Here is a 20,747-nt window from a genome sequence, read left to right as displayed (position 1 = left end):
GATCGGTCATGAAACCTGAGGCAATCAAGTCCGCTCCGGCGGCATTCGGTGGGTCCGTCAGTTGTGCGGCGAGCGCAGCCGTGAGCGGTCCCGGCCCGGCGATGGCCGGCATGGCTGTCGCCGCCAAAGCGTCGGCGCCCGGCTTTCAGCGCCAGGCGCTCGCGCTCGCCGTGCTGTTCGTCGGCGCCTTTCTCGCGCCGCTCGATTACTTCATCGTCAATCTGGCGCTGCCGTCGATTCACACGGGCCTCAACGCGAGCGACGCGCAACTGCAACTCGTCGTGTCGGCTTATGCGTCCGCCTACGCGGTGCTGCTGATCACGGGGGGCCGCCTTGGCGATCTGTTCGGCCGCCGTCGCATGTTCATGACGGGCATGGCGGCTTTCGTGATCGCGTCGGCGTTGTGCGGCTTCGCGACGAGCGGCCACATGCTCGTGATCTCGCGCATCGTGCAAGGCATCGCGGCCGCGGTGATGGCGCCGCAAGTGCTCGCGACGATTCGTGCGGTCGTGCCGTTGCATCAGCAGACGCGCGTGATGAGTCTGTATGGCTTCGTGTTCGGCTTGTCGTCGATCGTCGGGCAACTCGGCGGCGGCGCGCTGATCACGTATCACCCGTTCGGGCTCGACTGGCGCGTGATCTTCCTGATCAACATCCCGATCGGCATCGCGGCGTTCATCGGCACATGGAAGTTCGTGCCGGAGAACCAGCCGGCCACGCGTACCGGCGTCGATCTGAAGGGCGTCGCGCTGCTGTCGGCGGTGTTGCTGCTCGTCATCTATCCGATGACGCATGGCCGTGAAGCGGGCTGGCCCGCGTGGACCTTCGCCATGTTCGCACTCGCGGTGCCGGTGTTCGCGCTGTTCGTCGCGACCGAGCGGCGCGTCGAGCGCGCTGGCGGCCATCCGCTCGTCGATCTGCAACTGTTCCGCAATCGCGCGTTCGCGCTCGGTCTCGTGCTCGCGTTCCTGTTCTATTGCAATAGCGCGTTCTTCCTGACCTACGGCATCTTTCTGCAAACCGGCCTGCACTGGACGCCGCTCGCGTCGGGCATCGCGATCATGCCGTTCGCGCTCGGCTTCGTGATCGGGCCGTTGACGTCGCCGGCCGTGGTCAAGCGCATCGGCGCCCATGTGCTGACGCTTGGTTTCTCGATGATGACGCTGGGCTTCACGGCGACCGGCTGGTCCGCGACCCAATCCGCGACGCCCGATCTGCTGTTCTACTGCGGGCTAGTGTGCGCGGGCGTCGGACATGGTCTGCTGTTGCCGTCGATCATGCGCATCGTGCTGCAGGAGGTGGTGCCCGAGAAGGCCGGGCTTGCATCGGGTGTGGTCTCGTCGACGTTGCAGATCGGCTCCGCGTTCGGCACCGCGGCGATCAGCGGCGCGTTCTTCGGGGCGCTCGGCGGCAGTTCGGCACCCGCCTCTTATGCGCACGCGTTCCAGCTGAGCCTCGCTATCAATGCCGTGCTGATGTTCGTGTGTATCGGCCTGAGCGTGCTGCTGGTACGTCATCAGCAAGGCGTGCGGCGCTCGGTGGCCCCGGCAGTTTGAAATTAATCCGCTGGTAATCGTTTTCATTAGTTAGCTTGCTGAAAAAAATTGTTCAATTTGAACGAAGCGGTATAACCAACTGCATCGTATTTACCGGCGATCTACTCGTTCACAGGTAATTCTGATTTAGATCAAACTGGCTCATTCCGATTAACGGCTCGACGACATCGCATCAGCTTTTTGTAATCAGACGAAATCGACCTCGCATTTTCTACCGGCCTGCAAACGGCCTACAGTAAGTGTTGCGTTTGTGCGGTAGCGCACATAGGGTTAGCCGCAAGGTGTCGCGATGATTGTTTTTCGGTAATGCCGAGAACTTTAGCCAGCGAGCATGGACTCCGGGTCTAGTGAAAACGGTATCAATAAAAAAGCGCTTGCCGCGTTTAAATTCGATTGTTAATCTGTCTTAACTTTAGAGTGTACGTTCAACAGGTCGGAGTCGATAAAGCCGGGCTCAACTTAATAAACGCTCAAGATAGGGGGACCCAATATGCTGACCGCTACCATTGACGCATTCGAGACAACATCCGCCGCCGCCTTCAATGTGGGCGACGTCGTCAAGTTAAAAGAAGGGGGCCCGCGCATGACCGTGACGTACGCAGGTCCGGTCGCGCTGAATCCCGGCGACTGGGTGATCTGCGAGTGGTTCGACGAACACGGCGAACTGCGCCACGAAAGCTTTGCCGCGCAAGCCGTGCGTGCGGAGCCGCGCTCCATTCCGGCGGGCTCGGTACAGTGGAGTCGCATCGGGCGCGCGGCCTGACTGACGCCCCTGAGTGACGCCCGTGCACGTCAATCAATCGGTTTCCTGTAGTTCGTTTGCTGCTCGTCTTGCTCGAGCCGCCCGAATCGTTTCAGCGCTCGGGCCGGTCGCGCGCGGCCTCGCGTCGCCGCACGCGCAGCGTCAGCGCCGACGAAAACGCGCGCAAGGTCGACACCTTGCGTGTCGCCACGACGTCCCGCGCGAGGCTCTCCGCCGGATTCGGCTGTAGCGCCCAATACAGCGCGAGCAGCCAGCCGAGCACGGTCCAGCCCAGGCAGGCATTGAAGAGCGCGAGCGTCAGCACGTCGCGGCGCTTGCGCCGGTCCGCGATGATCGCCGGCAGAAAATACAGCGCCAGCGCGAACGCCGCGCCGATGGCCTGAACGGCCACGTTGCCACCCATACAAGCTCCCTGATGCACGATGCATGTAGCGATTGTCGCGCGAATGGCGGCCGCGCGCCTCGCACCTGCGCGTTCCAGTCTCCACCCCAATCACCGCAAGGGGTTCAGCCCGACACGCATCGGGACTATCATGATCGTTTCGACCGAACAGTACTTCACGGACCCGATCATGATCACCGACGACACGACCCAGCAGGCTCAACTCAACCCGGACACGCTACGAGAATTCGTCGAGCGCAAGTGGAACGACGAGATCGTGCCCGCGCTGACGGACTACATCGCGGTGCCGGCCAAGAGTCCGGCGTTCGATCCCGACTGGGCGAAACACGGTTATCTGGAGCGCGTGATCACCGACGCGGCACAATGGGCCGAGCAGCAACCGGTGCGCGGCCTGAAGCTCGAGGTGATCCGCCTGCCGGGCCGCACGCCGGTGATCTTCTTCGAGACGGCCGCGACGCGCTCGGGCAGCGACGAAACCGTCGTGCTCTATGGCCACCTCGACAAGCAGCCCGAGTTCGATGGCTGGCGCAACGACCTCGGTCCGTGGACGCCGAAGTTCGAAGACGGCAAGCTCTACGGCCGCGGCGGCGCGGACGACGGCTACGCGATCTATGCGAGCCTGACGGCGCTCGCCGCGCTCGATGCACAGGGTGTCGAGCGTCCGCGCTGCGTCGGGCTGATCGAAACCTGCGAGGAGTCGGGCAGCTACGATCTGCTGCCCTACGTCGACGCGCTGCGCGAGCGGCTCGGCAACGTCGGGCTGGTCGTGTGTCTCGATTCGGGCGCGGGCAATTACGATCAGCTGTGGCTGACCACGTCGCTGCGCGGCCTCGTCGGCGGCGATCTCGAAGTGCAGGTGCTAGACGAAGGGATTCACTCGGGCGTCTACGGCGGCATCGTGCCGTCGAGCTTCCGCATCATGCGGCAACTGTTCGACCGTCTCGAAGACTCCGCCAACGGCACGCTGCTGCCGAAGGGCTTCCACTGCACGGTGCCGGGCCGCTCGTCTGCGCGAAGCGGAGGCCGCCGCAAAGATTCTCGGCGATGAGGTCTGGAAGAAGATGCCGTGGGCGTGCGGCCAGGACGGCCGTCAGGTGCTGCCCACCACGACCGATCCGCGCGAGGCGCTGCTCAATTCGACGTGGCGTCCGTCGCTGTCGGTGACGGGCGCGGCTGGCTTGCCCGCGCTCGCCGACGCCGGCAACGTGCTGCGTCCGCGCACGGCGTTCAAGCTGTCGCTGCGGCTGCCGCCGACCATCGAAGCGGAGAAGGCGGTCGCCGAACTGAAGGCGCTGCTCGAATTCGATCCGCCGTACAACGCGAAGGTCACGTTCAAGCCGGATGCGGGCGCGGCGAGCGGCTGGAACGCACCGGAGGTCGCGCCGTGGCTCGCCACCGCACTCAACGATGCGTCGCGTCAGCACTTCGGCGCCGACGCGGCCTACATGGGTCTCGGCGGCACGATCCCGTTGATGAACGTGCTGAAGGCGGGCTTCCCGAAGTCGCAGTTCATGGTGTGCGGCGTGCTCGGGCCGAAGTCGAACGCACATGGGCCGAACGAGTTCCTGCACGTGCCGTACGGCAAGAAGCTGACGGCCGCGGTTGCCGAAGTGATTGCCGCGGCGCCGTGAGTTCTGGTTTCGTTTGAGTGGGGCTCGGGCGTGACCCGGGCCCGCTGTTTATCGATGCTGCTTTGATGCAGCTGTTTTTCCCGCCGTTTCATTCCTTCCGTTCGAACCTCACCGACACGCTGAATGACCGACTCCCAGACTGCCCAAACCACCACGCCCCGGATTCCGGCCGATCAACTGCATGCCTACGTCAGAGCGATCTGGGAGCGAGCGGGCAGTACGCCGCGCGAAGCGGAGCTGGTGGCCGATCACCTGGTGGCCGCGAATCTGACCGGGCACGACTCACACGGCGTCGGCATGATCCCGCGCTATGTCGAATCGCTCGCCGACCAGCAACTGCAACTGAATCGACACGCCGACGTCGTGAAGGACGCGGGCGCGGTACTGACCGTCGAAGGCGGCAAGGGTTTCGGTCAGGTGATCGCGTTCGAGGCGATGGAGCGGGGCATCGAGCGCGCGCGGCGGCTCGGCGTCTGCGCGGTGGGCTTGCGCGGCGCGCATCATATCGGCCGCATCGGGCATTGGGCCGAGCAGTGCGCGCGCGCCGGGCTGGTGTCGTTTCACTTCGTCAACGTGGCGGGCGATCCGCTCGTCGCGCCATTCGGCGGCGCGGACCGGCGCATCGGCACGAATCCGTTCTGCGCCGCTTATCCGCGGCCCGGCAAACCGCCGCTGGTGCTCGACTTCGCGACCAGCACGATCGCGTTCGGCAAGACGCGCGTCGCTTATAACCAGGGCAAGCACACACCACCCGGCGCGCTGATCGATCACGAAGGCATGCCCACGCTCGAACCGAAAGTCATGCACGAAGCGCCGTTCGGCGCGCTGACGCCGTTCGGCGGCTACAAGGGTTTCGGGCTCGCGGCGATCTGCGAGATTTTCGGCGGCGCGCTGTCGGGCGGCTTCACGACGCATGCGGACACGCTCGGTACCACGCACGCGATCATCAACTGCATGCTATCGGTGATCATCGATCCCACCGCATTCGACGCGCCCGATGCGCAAGCCGAAGCCGATGCGTTCCTCGCGTGGGTGAAGGCGTCGCCGCTCGCGGCGGGCGCGGAGCGCATCTACGAACCCGGCGAGCCCGAGCGCATGACGCGCGCGCAGCGTGAGGCCGCCGGCATTCCGATCGACGCGGCTACGTGGACGCAAATCCACTGCGCGGCGCGCGCCGTCGGGATGGATGAAGACGAAGTGGGTGGTTGGTCCGCGCGCCCCGGCTGAAGCGCGCGACGGCAGGGCTCAGGCGATCAGTCTGAGCTTGCGCCTATCGAGCAGCCAGCGCTCGAACTCAGTGGCGGGCATCGGCCTCGCGTACAGGAAGCCCTGCACGTAATCGACGCCGAGCCCCTTCATGAAGGCTTCTTCCGCCTCGGTTTCGATCCCTTCGGCGACCACCTGGAAATCGAGCTCCTGCGCGACGGCGACCATCGAGCGCACCAGCGCCTGTGCCTTCATATCCGCGTGGATCGAGCGCGTGAAGCTGCGGTCGAGCTTGATCACGTCGAGCGGAATACGGCCGAGTTGCGACAGCGACGAGTAGCCGGTGCCGAAGTCGTCGAGATGCACCTGCGCGCCGAGTTGGCGGAACTGCTTGATCAGCTCGATCGCGGCCGCTTCGTTTTCGATCAGGCAGCTTTCGGTCAGTTCGAGGTCGACGAGGCATGGATCGAGACTCGCGTGCTGCAATGCCTCGGTGAAATGGCGGACCACGGCTGTATCCGTGAGCTGTCGCGCCGACACGTTGATCGCGACGCGCAGGTCATAGCCGGCCGCTTTCCAGCGGGCCGCCTGTTTCGCTGCGGTTTCCATCACCCAGCGGCCGAGCACGCCGATCAGTCCGGATTCCTCGGCATAACGGATGAATTCCGCCGGCATGATCTGGCCGCGCTCCGGCGAATTCCAGCGCACCAGCGCTTCGGCGCCTTGCACGGCGCCCGTCGCGAGGTTCAGCTTCGGCTGATAGTGCAGCGCCAACTGGCCTTCGTCGAGTCCGCGGCGCAGATTCGTGTCGAGCCACATGAACTCCGCGACGCGGCGATTCATGTCCGGCGAGAACACGCGATGCGTGCGCTTGCCTTCGTCCTTCGCGACGTACATCGCCGTATCGGCCGAACGGATCAGCGATTCGAGGGTTTCGCCATGCTCGGGCGAACGCGCGATGCCGATCGAGCAGCCGGTATAGACCTCGACGAGCCCGACAGCGAACGGCATGCGCATACGATCGAGAATGCGCTGCGCGGTGTTTTCCAGTTCATGCGCGAAGCCCTTCGCCGCGAGCACGATGAATTCGTCGCCGCCCAGACGCGCGAGCGAGTCGCCCGGATTCAGGCAGTCGCGGATCGCGTCCGACACGTCGCAGATGAGGCGGTCGCCGAACACGTGGCCGTAGTGATCGTTGACCTTCTTGAAGTTGTCGAGATCGAGAAACAGGACGCCGACGGTTTCGCCCGGCGCCGCCAGTTCGATCGCGATCTGGATGCGCTCCTGGATCGCGTTGCGATTGGCGAGGCCAGTGAGCGGGTCGGTGGTGGCCTGCTCGATCAGGCGGTCCTGCGCGAGCCGTTGCTCGGTGATGTCGGTACCCGAGCAGATCAGGAACTGCTCTTCGATGCCGCTGCCGCTGCGCACGAATTTGTTGCGAAACAGGAACAGCCGTTCGCCGTGCACCGTTTTAATGCGCCGTTCGATCTCGTACGGTTCGCCACGATTGAAAAAATTCGCGCTGACCTCGTTCGAGACCCGGTCGTCGTCGGACGACATGAACAACGTCCAGACGCTGCGGCCGATGATGTCCTCTTCGCTGAGCCCGGTCAGCTCCTCGGCGAGCCGGTTGAAGCGCTGTATCCGGCCGTTCCGGTCAACGATCACGACGACCGAATTGACCTCCGAGACGACCTGTTCAGCGAACGACAGACCGTGCAGCAGCGCTCGCGCGACGGATTCGGTGTCGCCATCGGCCGACGCGGTGCCGCCCCAGCCATGACAATCGAGTTTCTTGCCGACCAGATGCAGCCGCAGCGGCGCGGCGTCCAACTGAACGTCGACGACGACGTGGGAGGTCACGCCGCTCAGCGCGCGGACCTGGGAAGCTTGAGAAGAGGTGAGGGAAATGGCGACGCCGACAGCCGCGTGGCCGTGCGCAGGCACGAGTTCCAGCGTGTCGCTGGCGGCCGCCAGGCGCCAGCAAGGGCTGCTCGTGCCGAACCGCGCGTGAAGCACCTGGTCGTGTAGCTGGTCGCTCATGAAATCCCCGGAGTGTGCCGGCGGTCCGTAGCAAGGCGGGCGGCGGCAGACAGTCTTCCTCATACTAAAGTGAAACTGCCTCATTGTATCTAAGCGTGACAATTCGAGCGAAGAATCATTAACGTTTTGCTAAGCATGAGTATGGGCCGGCGCGGCCGCGCGCGGCGCGATTATTACCCGCCAGAACGACGCCACGATGACGTTGCTAGAGGCGGCGCGCCAGCAGCGCGCGGGCGCGTTCGCGTTCGGGCGGGTTGGCGTCGAGCGCCGCGTCGAACCGGAACTTGCCGGCCACCAGCGTGGCCGCCACCACGCCGTCGCGATACAGCACGCGGTTTCCGGTCACGGCCGGCATCTTGTCGCCGACCAGCAGCGTGCCGACGAGATTCAGCGGATCGGTCCCAGCAACGCAAATAAGTGCACCGTCGTTCGGCTGCCGGCGCACCTCGCGCAGCAGCGGAATCGCCTCGGGCAGCGCGAACTGCTCGCCCGCGAGTCCGTTGACGAACCGCCCGCCGCGGATCACGCCGCGCGCCTCGAGCCGCTGCAGAACGCGCAGCAGATCGCGCCACGGCGGAAGCCATTCGGCCTCGCGTTCGAGCACGCGCCAGAACACGACACCGTAGCGGCGCAGCAACGTCATTGCGACGTGTTCGAGCGCCTCGGGCGGCAACTGGCGCCGCCGTTCGGGGGGATTTTCCGGCGCAACGGCGGGCGGACGGCTCACGAGCGCCCAACGCCCCGCGTCGTCCATGCCGCCGATCAGCGCGCTCGCTCGCGCGCGCCGGCTGCTGGAAAATGCGTTGCGCTTGGCGACCGGCTTCAGCAACGCGCGCAAGCCCGCGAAGCTGTCGGAGTTCGCGAGGCCGGCCGCGACCAGCTCGCCGAGCGCGTTTTCGAGCTCCATGCGCAGCACGCGCACCTCGGCGAGCAGTTCGTCGAAGAACATCGCGCCGTGTTGCGCGAGGGTGTCGTGCACGCTTTGCGCGAGCGCCGACAACTCGACCTGGCGCGCCGGATCGAGCAGCGCGCGCCACGCACGCAGCTGGACGCGCGGCAGCAGCACGATCGGCGTGCCGCGGACCGGACCGGCGGCGCCGCGCGCCCGCTCGGTCAGGCGGGTCCAGACGATCTTGCCGGCGCGGCATAGCTCATCGAGCGAACTGCTGGTGTAGGCACGCACGCGCGCGGGCAGGATGTCTTCCTCCCACGCGCCGGCCGCAGCCTGGAAGCCTTCGAGCTGGTCGAGCGCGGCGGCGAGCGCGTCGCGGCCTTCGGCGCGCGACGTCGGCGCCAGATGCTGAGCCGTCGGCGTCAGATGCTGAGCCGTCGGCGTCAGATGCTGTGTCGTCGGCGTCAGATGCTGAGTCGTCGGCGTCAGATGCTGAGTCGTCGGCGTCAGATGCTGCCATTCGAACAGGAAGCGCATGAAGTCGTGCCGCTCGACCGGCTCGATCTCACGCCGCAGCCGCCTCACCGTGTAGCGGTGGATGCGTGCGAGCAGGTGTCGTTCGCACCATTCCTCGTCGCTCGTGTGCGGCGTGAAGCGGCCGCGCAACAGATAGCCTTCGGCTTCGAGCCTGATCAGCGCCTGTTCGATCCGGTCGGCCGGCAAACCGAGCGGGCGCGCGATCGCCTCGACCGTCAGCGGGCCGAAGCCGGTCAGCCGCGCGCGCAACACGTCGACGAGCGCGTCGTCGGCGCTCCAGTTCTCGGTGTAGCCCTTCGGGGCGCTCAGCGGCGGCATGTAGCGATTGCGCGCGATGCCGGGGTACAGCGCTTCGAAACAGGTCAGGCGTTCGGCGGGCAGCCACAGTGCGCTGCCGCTGTCGCTGGCGCTGTCGCTGGCGTTGTCGTTGCCCGTGCTCGCGTTGGCTTGCGCGGCCAGCGGCAAGCGCGTCGCCCGGCCGGCTTTCGCCAACGCCGCAAGCAGCGTCGGCCAATCCTCGTGCGCGAGCGCCTCGGCCCCGGTGATGCACGCGAGGCCCGTCAGCGCTTCGTGCATTTCGTCGGCGTTGCGCGCCTGCGGCCACGCCTCGTCGCGCACGCTGTCGATCGCGGCGGCGTCGAGCGCGCCAAGATCGTCGGCGCTTTCAGGGTCCGTCCAGCGGCGGTTCAGCACCGCCTGGGTGCGGCGCTCCTCGATCGGCGCGTCGTCGAGATACGCGTAGGGCTTCGCGGTCAGGATTTCGGCGGCGAGCGGTGACGGCGCCGGCAGATCACGCGCGACGAGCCGCAACTCGCCGCGCTCGATGCGGCGCAGCAGCGCGAGCCAGCGTTCGCTGTCCATCGCGTCATGCAGACAGTCGTCGATGGTTTGGTCGACTAAGGGGTGGCGCGGCACCTCGCGTTCGCCGACGACGTTCTCCAGACACGCGGCCTGCTCGGGAAACACGCTCGCGAGCAGATCCTCGCTGCGCATGCGCTGCAGTTGCGGCGCGGTCTTGCGGCCGCCCGTGTAGCGCGGCAGGCAGAGCGCGGTCGTCGCGTTCCAGCGCCAGCGCACGCCGAACAACGGCGCATCGAGCAGTGCCTGGATCAGCAGACGTTCGGCGCTGTTCGAGTGCAGATAGCGCCAGACCTCGTCGAGCACGAACGAGTGGCTGCCGGTCAGCGACAGCACGATCGCGTCTTCGGTGGCGGCGGCCTGCAACTCGAAGTTGAAGCTGCGGCAGAAGCGCTTGCGCAGCGCGAGCCCCCACGCGCGGTTCACGCGGCTGCCGAACGGCGAGTGGATCACGAGCTGGGTGCCGCCCGATTCGTCGAAGAAGCGCTCCATCACCAGCGTGCTCTGCGTCGGCAGTACGCCGAGCGCGGCGCGGGCACGCGCCAGGTATTCGACGATCTGGCGCGCGGCGGGCTCGTCGAGCGCGAGCTCGTCGGCGAGCCAGGCGATGGCGTGGTCGAGGCGCGCGGTCGTGGGTTCGGCTTCGCTCGCGGGCAACGTGGCTGCGGCGGTTGCGGACGCCGTTGTGGTCTGCGTCGCGCTCTGCGCCACGGCAGCTTTCGCTTTGCGTCCTCTCTTTGCCGCGGATTTCGCGGGCGTTGCGGCTGCTTCGAATTGCGCCGCGGCGATTGGCACCGACGCAACCGCGTGTGACGCCGGTTCGCCCTCCGTCAGCAAACGCTCGACCTGCTCCCGCAATCTCGCGACCGCGAAAGACAGCTCGTCGCTGCGCCCCGGCGCCTCGCCGAGCCAGAACGGAATGTTCGGCGGTTGCCCTTGTGCGTCCTCGACCCGCACCCGGCCACTCTCGATTCGCAGAATCCGATACGACGCGTTGCCGAGCTGGAACACATCGCCGGCGAGGCTTTCGACCGCGAAGTCCTCGTTGACGGTGCCGATGTTGATCGCCTGCGGTTCGAGCACGACGGCGTAATCGGCGTTTTCGGGGATCGTGCCGCCCGACGTCACGGCGACCAGCTTGCCGCCGCGCCGGCCGCGCAGCGTGCCGCTTACCGCATCGCGATGCACGTACGCGGCGCGCGGACCGTGGCGGCTCGTGTAGCCCTCGGCGAGCATGCGCAGCACCGCGTCGTATTGCTCGCGCGACAGATCCGCGTACGGCGCTGCGCGCCGCAGCATGTCGAACAGCGCATCCTCGCTCCACTCGGCGCTCGACACTTCCGCGACGATCTGTTGCGCGAGCACGTCGAGCGGCGCGCGCGGGATGCGTAGCGCATCGAGTTCGCCACGCCGCACGCAATCGAGCAGCGCCGCGCATTCGAGCAGGTCGTCGCGCGAGGCTGGAAAGAGCCGCCCCTTCGGCATGCCGCCCACGTGGTGGCCCGAGCGGCCGACGCGTTGCAGGAACGGCGCGATCGCGCGTGGCGAACCCATCTGGCAGACGAGGTCGACGTCGCCGATATCGATGCCGAGTTCGAGCGAAGCGGTCGCGATCAGCACGCGCAGCTCGCCGCGTTTCAGGCGCTGTTCGGCGTCGAAACGATGTTCTTTCGCGAGACTGCCGTGATGCGCAGCGACCGCGTCCTTGCCGAGCCGCTCGGTCAGATGACGCGCGGCGCGCTCGGCCATCCGGCGCGTGTTGACGAAGATCAGCGTCGTGCGATGCTGCGCGACCAGCTCGGCGAGCCGGTCGTAGACGCGCTCCCACACTTCGTTGGCCATCACCGCTTCGAGCGGCACCGGCGGGATCTCGAGCGCGAGGTCGCGCGCGCGGACGTGGCCGACGTCGATCACCGCGCACCCGGCCGGTACGTCGCTCTCGAGGCTCGCGCCGCCGACCAGAAACCGCGCGACCGCGCTGACCGGCTTTTGCGTCGCCGACAGCCCGATGCGCGGCAGGCGCCGGGCGCAGAGCGCGTCGAGCCGTTCGAGGCTCAGCGCGAGATGACTGCCGCGCTTGCTGCCGGCGAGCGCATGAATCTCATCGACGATCACCGTGCGCACCGTTGCCAGCATGCGGCGGCCAGAATCCGAGCCGAGCAGCACGTACAGCGACTCGGGCGTCGTCACGAGAATGTGCGGCGCGCGCTTTTTCAACGCATTGCGTTCCTGCTGCGTGGTGTCACCGGTGCGCACCGCGGTGCGAATGTCGAGCGGCGGCAGGCCGAGCCTGTCGAGTTCGGCGGCGATGCCTTGCAGCGGCAGTTGCAGATTCAGGCGGATGTCGTTCGAAAGCGCCTTCAGCGGCGACACGTAGACGACCAGCGTTTCGTCGGGCAGCGTGCCGCCGTTCGCGAGGCCTTGCGAGACCAGCTCGTTCAGCGCGGACAGGAATGCGGTCAGGGTCTTGCCGGAGCCCGTCGGCGCGGCGACCAGCGTCGAGCGGCCGCTGCGGATCTGCGGCCACGCGGCGGCTTGTGCGTCGGTCGGGGCGGCGAAGGTTTGCTGGAACCAGTTGGCGACGGCTGGGTGAAAACCGTCGAGCGCCTGCTGGGCTGGCGGTAAGGCTGGCGCGGCGGGGCGCGCCGCGCTCGCGGTGGAGCGGGTCTTGCGGGAGCGGGGCGCCGCGTCGAGTGCGGCGGAAGTCTTTGCCGAAGTCATGCTTGTGCAGATGAGGGCGGCGCGGGGGGATATCCAGTCGGTACCGGGCAATGTCGACCGTTTTGGCGGTTGTGGGTCATTCCACGCTGACGGCGCAATAGCCGTCAGTCTCGCAGGTTTTCGCGGCTCGTGCGCGGCGCATCGGGCTTCGCGCCGCTGCTGGAATTCGTAGTCTTTGCGGCGTGTGTGCCACTCCTACCAACCTCCGCCAATTCCAGTACGCTTGACGACTCTTCCTGCACCCACGATGGAGCGTCGACATGCGATATAACCAGTTGGGCCGTACCGGTGTGTTTGTTTCAGAGTTGTGTTTGGGCACGATGACCTTCGGCGGTGGCGAAGGCATCTGGCGGCAGATCGGCGATCTGCAGCAGAACGACGCGGAGCGGCTGGTCGGCCGGGCGCTCGACGCGGGCATCAATTTCATCGACACCGCCGACGTTTACGCGGGCGGCCTGTCCGAGCAGATCACCGGCCAGGCGCTGAAGAATCTGCAAGTACCGCGCGACAAGGTCGTGATCGCGACCAAGGTGTTCGGCCAGACCGGCGAGTTCGCAAACGCGCGCGGCGCGTCGCGCTATCACATCCTCGACGGCATCAAGGCGAGCCTGAAGCGTCTGCAACTCGATCACGTCGACCTGTATCAGATCCACGGTTTCGATCCCGCCACGCCGATCGAAGAAACCGTGCGCGCGCTCGATACGCTCGTGCAGCACGGCCACGTGCGCTACGTCGGCGTGTCGAACTGGGCCGCGTGGCAGATCGCGAAGGCGCTCGGCATCGCCGAGCGGCTCGGCACCGCGCGCTTCGAAACGCTGCAGGCGTATTACACCCTCGCGGGCCGCGATCTCGAACGCGAACTCGTGCCGATGCTGCAAAGCGAAGGCCTCGGCCTGATGGTGTGGAGTCCGCTCGCCGGCGGTTTGCTGAGCGGCAAATACGGACGCGAGCAGCAGGCCGAGGCGGGCAGCCGTCGCACGAACTTCGATTTTCCGCCTGTCGATCGCGAGCGCGCGTATGACTGCATCGACGTGATGCGCAAAATCGCTGCAGCGAAAAACGTCTCGGTCGCGCAGATCGCGCTGGCGTGGCTGCTGCATCAGCGTGTCGTCAGCACGGTGATCGTCGGCGCGAAGAAAATCGAGCAGCTCGACGACAACATCGCGGCGACCAACGTCGCGCTATCCGCCGATGAGCTCGCGAAGCTGGCCGAAGTCAGCGCGCTGCCGGCGGAGTACCCCGGCTGGATGCTGGAGCGGCAGGGCGAGCAACGCCGGCAGCAACTGGCCGAGGTTCGGCACGTCGTGCAGCGATAACGCGACGGCGTACTCGCGTTCGCCCTGGAAGCCCGAATCTTCATCGATGGGCCGCGCGAGTTTCATGCTCGCGCGCGTGGGCCTGAGGCGGGTCGACTGGAAAAAACGCCAACTCGTGAAGACGATCCACCGCTCTCAGGTTCTCCGCGGCCATTTCGTTTCGGCACTCGCTCAGGTCTCGACGTCCGCGAGACTGAAAGTCTCGCACGACGATTCAGTTCTGAGAACGGTCATCGGGCCGGTACGCGTTTGATCGATCGCTTCAACAAGGGCCGCGCGCCGCATCGCCGGACATGATCGGTCGATGCGGCACGTAAGGACGGACGATGACTTGGCGGTCGCTGCGGCTAATCATCAACCTCGCTTACCCCTGCGTATGCGCGGCGACCGCGTCCAGCGTGCGCGCCGAGTACACCAGCGTCGCGCCCGCGTTGATTGCCATCGCGACGCCGAGCGCTTCGGCGATTTCCTCGCGGGTCGCGCCGTGCTTCAGCGCCTCGGCCGTATGGACCGTGATACAGCCGTCACAGCGCAGGCTGACCGCTACCGCGAGCGCAATCAGCTCGCGCATTTTCGCGCCGAGCAGGTCGGTCTTCTGACCGGCGCTCGACATCGCCTGATACGCCTTCACGCTTTCGGGCGCGAGCTTCGTCATTTCGCCGATACGGCCGAACAGTTCCTTGCGGTAATCGATCCAGTTCAACATCGCAGTGCTCCTTGGTCCGTTGCGCGCCGGCGGTTGCCGGCGTCGTGGGACAAAGTATTGCGCCGCGCCGCGATATCCTGAATACTCATTCGACTCAACTTTTAGCGCGCTCGTCTCATGGACACGCTCAGTCGCCTGATCGACCTTGCCCGGCCTCAAGCGAGTCTCGATCTTCGCTGCCTGCTATCAGGCGCATTCGACATCGATCATGCGCCGCTGGAGGCGGGCGTCGCGCCGTTTCATCTGGTGCTCGACGGCAGTTGTGTGATCGAGACCGCCGCCGGCGAGCCGCTCGAATTGCGGGCCGGCGATTTCATGCTGTTTCCGCGTGGCGCCGCGCATCGCATGCGCGACGTAAAGCGCTCGGCGGGTGGCCTGCCGTTGACGCTCGGGCATGACGGCATGCTGCCGGTGCGGCGCAACGATGGCCACGAAACCACTGCCACGGCCGCGCACGCGCCCAACGACACCGCGGTTCATGACGGCGTCGATCTGCTGTGCGGCCGCTTCGTCTATGCACCTGGTTCATCGGCGTTGCTGCTCAATGTGCTGCCCGATCCGCTGCACGTATCGCTCGGGGATGCGCAAACGCTCGATGCGTTGCAGGCGGTGATCACTCTGATGCGCGGCGAAGCGGAGCGGCGTCAGCCTGGCGCGCTCGCGATCGTGACGGCCTTGAGCCACGCGCTGTTCGCGATGGCACTGCGCGTGCACGGCGAGCGCAATGCGAACGGCACCGGGATGCTCGCGTTGCTGACGGACGCACGCCTCGGCGCATCGGTGCAGGCCATGCTCGACGCGCCCGAACGCGCATGGACGATCTCTGAACTCGGCGAGCGCGCGGCGATGTCGCGCGCGACCTACGCGCGCCACTTCAACGAGCGCGCGGGCGTGACCGTGATGGATTTTCTGACGCAGATCCGCATGGCGATCGCCAGCGATCTGCTGTTGCGCACACAACGCAGCGCGGCGGACATCGGCGAGGCGGTCGGCTATCAATCGGAGGCGGCGTTCGGCAAGGCGTTCGCGCAAAGCGTCGGTGTGACGCCGGGACGTTACCGGCGCCGCACACCAACGGACGATGCTCTGGATGAGTGACTAAAGACTCAACGCGTGGGCGATTCTATCTGGGCGGTCCGCCCTTGCTGAACACGCGCCTTTCGAACGACGCCATCAGTCGCGCGACCACGAGCGCGCAGACCGTGCCGAGCGTCACTTCGGCAAGCCGCAGAAAGGCCTTGTCCCACGCCGTGCCGATGCCTGGCACCAGCAGCATGATCGTCGCGGTGATGCCGCCGAGGCGCGCTGCGCTGCCGACGTTGACGACCCAGCAGATCAGGATCGCGACCGCCACGGTCGCCGCGTACGCGGCAAAATGGCCGCCGCCCGCGAGCGTGCCGATCAACCCGCAAATACCGCCGACCATCGCACCGATGAACTGGTCGCGCGACAGCTTGCGGGTGTCGATATAACTATGCTGGCTCACCGCGATCGCGGTGATGGCGGCCCAGAACGCCTGCTCGGTGTGCAGCGCGCGACCGATGCCGAACGCGAGACTCGCGCCTGCCACGGCCTGCACGGCCATGAAGCCGCCCTCGATCAAGCGGTCGCCGAGCGGCAGCGTCTTCAGGAAAGCGAACAGCGCATCGGCGGCGTGCGTGCGCGAGGAAGGGCTTGAATCGTCGGACGGAGTCATCGGATTAAGGCGGCTCGGCTGGACAGGGGGTCCCGTATTCTAGCGGCTCCGCTTCACGCTTCCACCGCGAGCTAGATCGTGCCGAACAGCGCGCGCGGCCGGTCGCGTAGCGTGTGCGCGAGAATCTGCAGGCCACGCGTCAACTGCTCGCGCGACTCGGCGCAAGCGAGGTTGATGCGCACGCCGTGCTCGACCGTCGAGCGATCGACCGCGAACGCGGATGCGGGCATCGTGTTGACCCCGCGCGCGAGCGCGTTTGCCGCGAAGTCATCCGAGCGCCACGGCGGCGGCACGCGCAACCACACGAACATGCATGCGGGGTCGCTCTTCAGATGCTCGGCGGGCAATAGTTCGCGCGCGCCAGATCGAATCACTGATAAGGGGGACGGTCGTGCAATATGACCCCCCTTCGAAAACACCATCCCCCCCTCCGAAAGGGGGGGGATTTGAAAGGCGACTGGCTCTATCTTTCTTCTCGAAATTCACAATGCATACGGGGCCGGCGCCGCTGGCCGCTCACGCCGACCTGGTGCCGTAGGCGATTTTTTTATGTTGGCTTTTTCGTCCTGTTTGAACTGCTTGCTCGTGTGAGTGGAATTCCAGATGCGAATGTCTTTCGCCGCATCTGTCGAGCGGGCCGGTCTTCAAGTCGCCAGGGCGAAAGAAAAAAGGTGATAGATGAATATCCTGTTGGTGGAAGACGATCCCGCGCAAGCTGATTCGGTCGAAAGGGAAATCGGGCAATCCGGGCATCGAATAAACAAGGTCGAGCGGGGCAAGGACGCAATCAGTTTTCTTCAGGCCAACGAGGTCGATCTCGTGGTGCTCGACTGGGAATTGCCGGGCATGAGCGGCTTCGAGGTGCTGTACTGGATACGCCGTCACCTGGGCCGCGAACCCGCGGTGCTGTTCGTGACCAGCCGACTTCTGGAAGTCGACATCGTGCAGGCGCTGGACGCCGGCGCGGATGACTACGTCGTCAAGCCGTTCCGGGCCAAAGAGCTGGGGGCACGGGTAGGCGCGCTGTTGCGTCGCACACGACGCAGCATCAAGGTGGAAAGTGCAATCGCGGTTGGGCCGTATGTATTCGACGTCACGCAGCGCAGTGTTTTTCTGCACGGCGAATCGATCTTGTTGACGGAAAAGGAATTCGACGTGGCGGCCTATCTCTTCGCGAACGTCGGACGGGTCGTTTCCAAGCGGCTTCTGGCGAAGCTTGCGTGGGGCCGCGAGCTGGATAGTACGTCGCGCACGATCGACACGCATATCTACCGGCTGCGACGCAAGCTGGCCCTGCATCCGGACAACGGCGTGCGATTGACGACCATCTATACGCACGGCTACCGCCTCGACGAGGCCGATGCCGGCAGCGCGGAAGCGCAAGCGCCGGCGAGTACCGAGCCGGAAGACGCTGTCGCGGAGAAGGACAGGTCCGAGCAGGGCGCGCAAAGCGATCTCCGCTAGCGATCCGACACGAGGCCATGAGCGACCTGAAGCGGATTGCGCTGGTCGCGCCTCGTTGCGCGGCGACTCATTGAGTCGTCATACGGTTCGGCGTATCTTCAAAGCAAATTCACAACGACCCTCCATGCCTCTCACGGATAGCCGGTGAGAGGACACCTCATGAATACAACCGCTGATAGTTTCGAGCGTGAATGGATCGTCTCGCTGATCCAGACCAAGATGATGCCGCCGCGTCTTCCCGCGGGTTGCGTGCAACGGCCGGGATTGCTCCGACGACTCGATGAACGACGTCCGCGTCACATTACGCTCGTGACCGCGCCCGCGGGTTTCGGCAAAACGACCTTGCTTGCCGCGTGGAGCGAAGCGCAAACGAGAAAGAAGCGTCCCGTTGCGTGGCTCAGTCTCGATGGAGAAGACGACGATCCGCAGCAACTCGGGGCCTATCTGGTGGCGGCGCTTTGTCGCGCGTCGCAGGAGATCGCGTGGCAGGCACAGCAACTTCTCGATAACGATGCACACACGCCGGTCAGAACGGTCATTTCAGTGCTGCTCAATGGCATCGCCGCATACGGCCGCGGTGTTTTCCTGGTGCTCGACGACGTCGACCGTCTGAGCGCGAAACCCGTTCTCGCGATCGTGTCGCGCCTGCTGCGCTACGCGCCCGACAACCTGCACGTGCTGCTCGGCGCGCGCGGCGAACCGGCTCTGTCGCTGAGCGGGCTGCGCTCGCCCGACAAACTTTCGCGTGTGAATGTCGACGATCTGCGCTTTTCGCTCGACGATGCTCAGGCGTTTTTCGATCACACCGGTAAAGCGCTGCTCAACCGCAACAGCGTCGAGTTGTTGAACAGCGCGACCGAAGGCTGGGTGGCCGGTTTGCAACTGGCTTCGCTCGGACTGAACCGGATCGATGACGTGGCCGCGCTCGCCAGTCATCTCGCCGGTTCCCGCTTCGGCATCGATCGCTACCTGAACGATACGGTGTTTGCGCATTTGCCGCCGCCCATGCTGACGTTTTTGCTTTACACGTCGATTCTCGAGCGGCTTACGGCGACGCTGTGCGACGATGTCATGGGCGGTGAGGGCGAAAGCGGAGAAAAGCTGGGCTGGCTCGAGCGGCATAACGTGTTCATCCGGCCGCTCGATGAGACGCAGAACTGGTATCGCTATCACGCATTGCTGAGCAATGCGCTTCGCCGCCGTCTCATGCGTCAGACGCCACGACAGGTTCCGTTGCTGCATCGCCGGGCCAGCCTGTGGTTCGCGCGGGCTCGCCTGTGGCGCGAAGCCGTGCGACATGCGCTGGCAGCGGGCGACATCGGGCAGGCGGCGCAGTGGGCCGAAAACTGTGCGATGGAGATGCTCCAACGCGGCGACCCGTTCATGCTGCCGGGCTGGATTCGCAAACTGCCGCCGGACGTGATCGCGGGTCGACTGCGCTTGCGTCTGGCGAAAGCCTGGGCTCTCGCGATGTCGCTTGAGACCGCGCGCGCCTCGAAGGAGATCGGCGAGATTGCCGACGAGTTCGAACGAATGGCCCGTGATGATCGGTCGGTAGCCGACGAGGTCGCATGGGCGGAGATCAACGCGATCCACGCGGTGATCGCTTGCGTGAACGACGACAGCGAACATGCGCTGGAACTCGGGCGTGCCGTTGAGGCATCGACGGCGCCTGCGGAACCCTGGGTACGCCATTACGGGCAAAGCGCGGAGATTTTCGGCTTGATGTATAGAGGGCAGTTCGCCTACATCTCCCGCGTATGGAGAGCGCGGGTCGATCAGGTGGGGCTCAGCCGGAAACCGAACAGCGCGGATATGTTGCGCGACGCGGTGTACGGCATCGCCGCGCTGATACACGGCGAACTTCCCGATGCGAGGCGGGTGATGGAGGTCGCGATGCGGTACTCCGAAGACAAGCTAGGAGAGTGGTCGGCGGGCGCGGCCGCGGTAGCCGGTTGCCTTGCGTCGATTTACTACGAGTGCAACGAGCTGTCCAAGGCGCGGAAGTTGATCGACGGTCGCATGACCATCGCGCTGGAGACTTCGCCGCTCGCCGCATTGATGCGCTATATGCTTACCGCGTCGCGCCTGCTGTGGCGGGATGGCAAAAAAGGGCCGGCGCTCGCCGTTCTCGAGGACGGTCGACAGCTCGCGATAACCCGTCGATGGTTGCGTCTGAAGCTCGCGTGCGATGCGGAAACCGTCAGACAGCTGCTTGCCGACGGTAGGGTGGTCGAGGCGCGACAGGTCACCGACGAACTGAGCGCGAGTGTACCGATGATGTGCGAAGGGCGACGGGGCTCGGCGATGGAAACGTGGGCAAGCTACTGCGTGCTGCAAGCCCGCGTTCTGCTCGCTGAAAATGCCGCCGGCGACGCCGTTGGCTTTCTCTCGCGCTCACTCGACAATCTGGTTGCACTGGGCTGGCGCTATGCCGAGGCCGTCGTTTCGCTGCTGCTTTCTCTCGCGCATGAGCAGAACGGTGCCTCGGAACAGGCGTTCGCCGCGCTGGGAAACGCGCTGCGGATCGGCGGCGCGATGGGGATGATCAATAGCTTCGTGGACGAGGGGCCGCCGATGCGTGCGTTACTGGAACGCTTTCGCCGCACGCCATCGGAAATCGCGACCGGGCACGCCACGTATATCGGCACGGTGCTGTCGGCTTTCGACGAGGCGGATAACACGCCATCTTCTTCGTCGAGCTATGCCGACACGAAGATAACGCCGGGCACACTGAGCGCGCGTGAACTCGAAATACTGGGCTACGTCGCTCGCGGGCTGTCCAACAAGGAAATCGGACGATCATTGAATCTGGCACCCGAGACGGTCAAATGGCACATGAAGAACGTGTTCGAAAAACTGAACGTCAATTCGCGGTACGAGGCCGTGCAGAGTGCCTTCGGCATTCAGCCTGGAGCCGACTGAAGCGCCGTGCCGCGTGAGGGCGCCGTCATC

12 protein-coding genes and 2 pseudogenes are annotated in these 20,747 nt (G+C 65.5%); 8 read left to right on the top strand and 6 right to left on the bottom strand.

Going from position 1 to position 20,747, the window contains the following annotated elements:
• The first annotated feature begins 8 nt into the window (after nt 1–8).
• The gene (locus OKW39_RS30380; RefSeq protein WP_429564346.1) at nt 9–1,556 is read left to right on the top strand and encodes an MFS transporter; all 1,548 of its coding nucleotides are present in this window, start codon (nt 9–11) and stop codon (nt 1,554–1,556) included.
• Nucleotides 1,557–2,046: 490 nt separating this feature from the next.
• On the top strand, nt 2,047–2,319 hold the full coding sequence (locus tag OKW39_RS30375; RefSeq protein WP_429564345.1) for a YodC family protein: 273 nt from the start codon (nt 2,047–2,049) through the stop codon (nt 2,317–2,319).
• A gap of 91 nt (nt 2,320–2,410) precedes the next feature.
• Here OKW39_RS30375 and OKW39_RS30370 read toward each other — a convergent pair whose 3' ends face one another.
• Nucleotides 2,411–2,722 (bottom strand): superinfection immunity protein, encoded by a 312-nt coding sequence (locus OKW39_RS30370; RefSeq protein WP_429363857.1) that lies wholly within the window; start codon nt 2,720–2,722, stop codon nt 2,411–2,413.
• A 169-nt stretch (nt 2,723–2,891) separates the two neighbouring features.
• Here OKW39_RS30370 and OKW39_RS30365 point away from each other — a divergent pair.
• Nucleotides 2,892–4,353: pseudogene (locus OKW39_RS30365) on the top strand (M20 family metallopeptidase).
• A gap of 123 nt (nt 4,354–4,476) precedes the next feature.
• The gene (locus OKW39_RS30360; RefSeq protein WP_429564344.1) at nt 4,477–5,580 is read left to right on the top strand and encodes a malate/lactate/ureidoglycolate dehydrogenase; all 1,104 of its coding nucleotides are present in this window, start codon (nt 4,477–4,479) and stop codon (nt 5,578–5,580) included.
• Between the two features lie 18 nt (nt 5,581–5,598).
• On the opposite strand, the gene pdeR is transcribed toward OKW39_RS30360, so the two are convergent.
• Nucleotides 5,599–7,602 carry a cyclic di-GMP phosphodiesterase gene (gene pdeR / locus OKW39_RS30355; protein WP_429333788.1) on the bottom strand — a complete coding sequence of 668 codons (2,004 nt, stop codon included), beginning with the start codon at nt 7,600–7,602 and terminating at the stop codon, nt 5,599–5,601.
• Nucleotides 7,603–7,807: 205 nt separating this feature from the next.
• A complete protein-coding gene (locus OKW39_RS30350) occupies nt 7,808–12,610 on the bottom strand; it encodes a DEAD/DEAH box helicase (RefSeq protein WP_429363853.1) in 4,803 nt (1,600 codons plus the stop codon).
• Nucleotides 12,611–12,870: 260 nt separating this feature from the next.
• Between OKW39_RS30350 and OKW39_RS30345 the strand changes: the two genes are divergently transcribed.
• A complete protein-coding gene (locus OKW39_RS30345; protein WP_090809718.1) occupies nt 12,871–13,926 on the top strand; it encodes an aldo/keto reductase in 1,056 nt (351 codons plus the stop codon).
• Between the two features lie 364 nt (nt 13,927–14,290).
• On the opposite strand, the gene OKW39_RS30340 is transcribed toward OKW39_RS30345, so the two are convergent.
• Nucleotides 14,291–14,632: a carboxymuconolactone decarboxylase family protein gene (locus OKW39_RS30340; RefSeq protein ID WP_429363851.1), complete on the bottom strand. Its 342-nt coding sequence runs from the start codon at nt 14,630–14,632 to the stop codon at nt 14,291–14,293.
• Between the two features lie 117 nt (nt 14,633–14,749).
• On the opposite strand from OKW39_RS30340, the gene OKW39_RS30335 reads away from it, so the two are divergent.
• Complete coding sequence (locus tag OKW39_RS30335) at nt 14,750–15,730, top strand: cupin domain-containing protein (protein ID WP_429333792.1); 981 nt, start codon at nt 14,750–14,752, stop codon at nt 15,728–15,730.
• 25 nt (nt 15,731–15,755) lie between these two features.
• Here the strand turns inward: OKW39_RS30335 and OKW39_RS30330 are convergent, their stop codons facing one another.
• Nucleotides 15,756–16,328 carry an FUSC family protein gene (locus OKW39_RS30330; RefSeq protein ID WP_184047257.1) on the bottom strand — a complete coding sequence of 191 codons (573 nt, stop codon included), beginning with the start codon at nt 16,326–16,328 and terminating at the stop codon, nt 15,756–15,758.
• Nucleotides 16,329–16,399: 71 nt separating this feature from the next.
• A pseudogene (locus tag OKW39_RS30325) lies at nt 16,400–16,687 on the bottom strand (PLP-dependent aminotransferase family protein); the annotation flags it as partial.
• A 319-nt stretch (nt 16,688–17,006) separates the two neighbouring features.
• On the opposite strand from OKW39_RS30325, the gene OKW39_RS30320 reads away from it, so the two are divergent.
• Nucleotides 17,007–17,792, top strand: a complete 786-nt coding sequence (locus OKW39_RS30320; RefSeq protein WP_429564343.1) for a response regulator transcription factor — start codon at nt 17,007–17,009, stop codon at nt 17,790–17,792.
• 159 nt (nt 17,793–17,951) lie between these two features.
• The gene (locus tag OKW39_RS30315) at nt 17,952–20,717 is read left to right on the top strand and encodes a LuxR C-terminal-related transcriptional regulator (RefSeq protein WP_429564342.1); all 2,766 of its coding nucleotides are present in this window, start codon (nt 17,952–17,954) and stop codon (nt 20,715–20,717) included.
• Nucleotides 20,718–20,747 lie beyond the last annotated feature (30 nt).

The sequence above is a fragment of the Paraburkholderia sp. MM6662-R1 genome, from assembly GCF_050436245.1.
Taxonomy (GTDB): Bacteria; Pseudomonadota; Gammaproteobacteria; order Burkholderiales; family Burkholderiaceae; genus Paraburkholderia; species Paraburkholderia tuberum.
Note: the sequence above shows the minus strand (reverse complement) of the source record. Positions and strands in the feature narration are given on the sequence as shown.

Bases quoted from the DNA above. Each gene is read 5' to 3' on its own strand.
- OKW39_RS30360 (WP_429564344.1), top strand. From the start codon at position 4,477: ATGACCGACTCCCAGACTGCCCAAACCACCACGCCCCGGATTCCGGCC.
- OKW39_RS30330 (WP_184047257.1), bottom strand. From the start codon at position 16,328: ATGACTCCGTCCGACGATTCAAGCCCTTCCTCGCGCACGCACGCCGCC.
- OKW39_RS30350 (WP_429363853.1), bottom strand. From the start codon at position 12,610: ATGACTTCGGCAAAGACTTCCGCCGCACTCGACGCGGCGCCCCGCTCC.
- OKW39_RS30345 (WP_090809718.1), top strand. From the start codon at position 12,871: ATGCGATATAACCAGTTGGGCCGTACCGGTGTGTTTGTTTCAGAGTTG.
- pdeR (WP_429333788.1), bottom strand. From the start codon at position 7,602: ATGAGCGACCAGCTACACGACCAGGTGCTTCACGCGCGGTTCGGCACG.
- OKW39_RS30315 (WP_429564342.1), top strand. From the start codon at position 17,952: ATGAATACAACCGCTGATAGTTTCGAGCGTGAATGGATCGTCTCGCTG.
- OKW39_RS30335 (WP_429333792.1), top strand. From the start codon at position 14,750: ATGGACACGCTCAGTCGCCTGATCGACCTTGCCCGGCCTCAAGCGAGT.
- OKW39_RS30340 (WP_429363851.1), bottom strand. From the start codon at position 14,632: ATGTTGAACTGGATCGATTACCGCAAGGAACTGTTCGGCCGTATCGGC.
- OKW39_RS30370 (WP_429363857.1), bottom strand. From the start codon at position 2,722: ATGGGTGGCAACGTGGCCGTTCAGGCCATCGGCGCGGCGTTCGCGCTG.
- OKW39_RS30380 (WP_429564346.1), top strand. From the start codon at position 9: ATGAAACCTGAGGCAATCAAGTCCGCTCCGGCGGCATTCGGTGGGTCC.
- OKW39_RS30375 (WP_429564345.1), top strand. From the start codon at position 2,047: ATGCTGACCGCTACCATTGACGCATTCGAGACAACATCCGCCGCCGCC.
- OKW39_RS30320 (WP_429564343.1), top strand. From the start codon at position 17,007: ATGAATATCCTGTTGGTGGAAGACGATCCCGCGCAAGCTGATTCGGTC.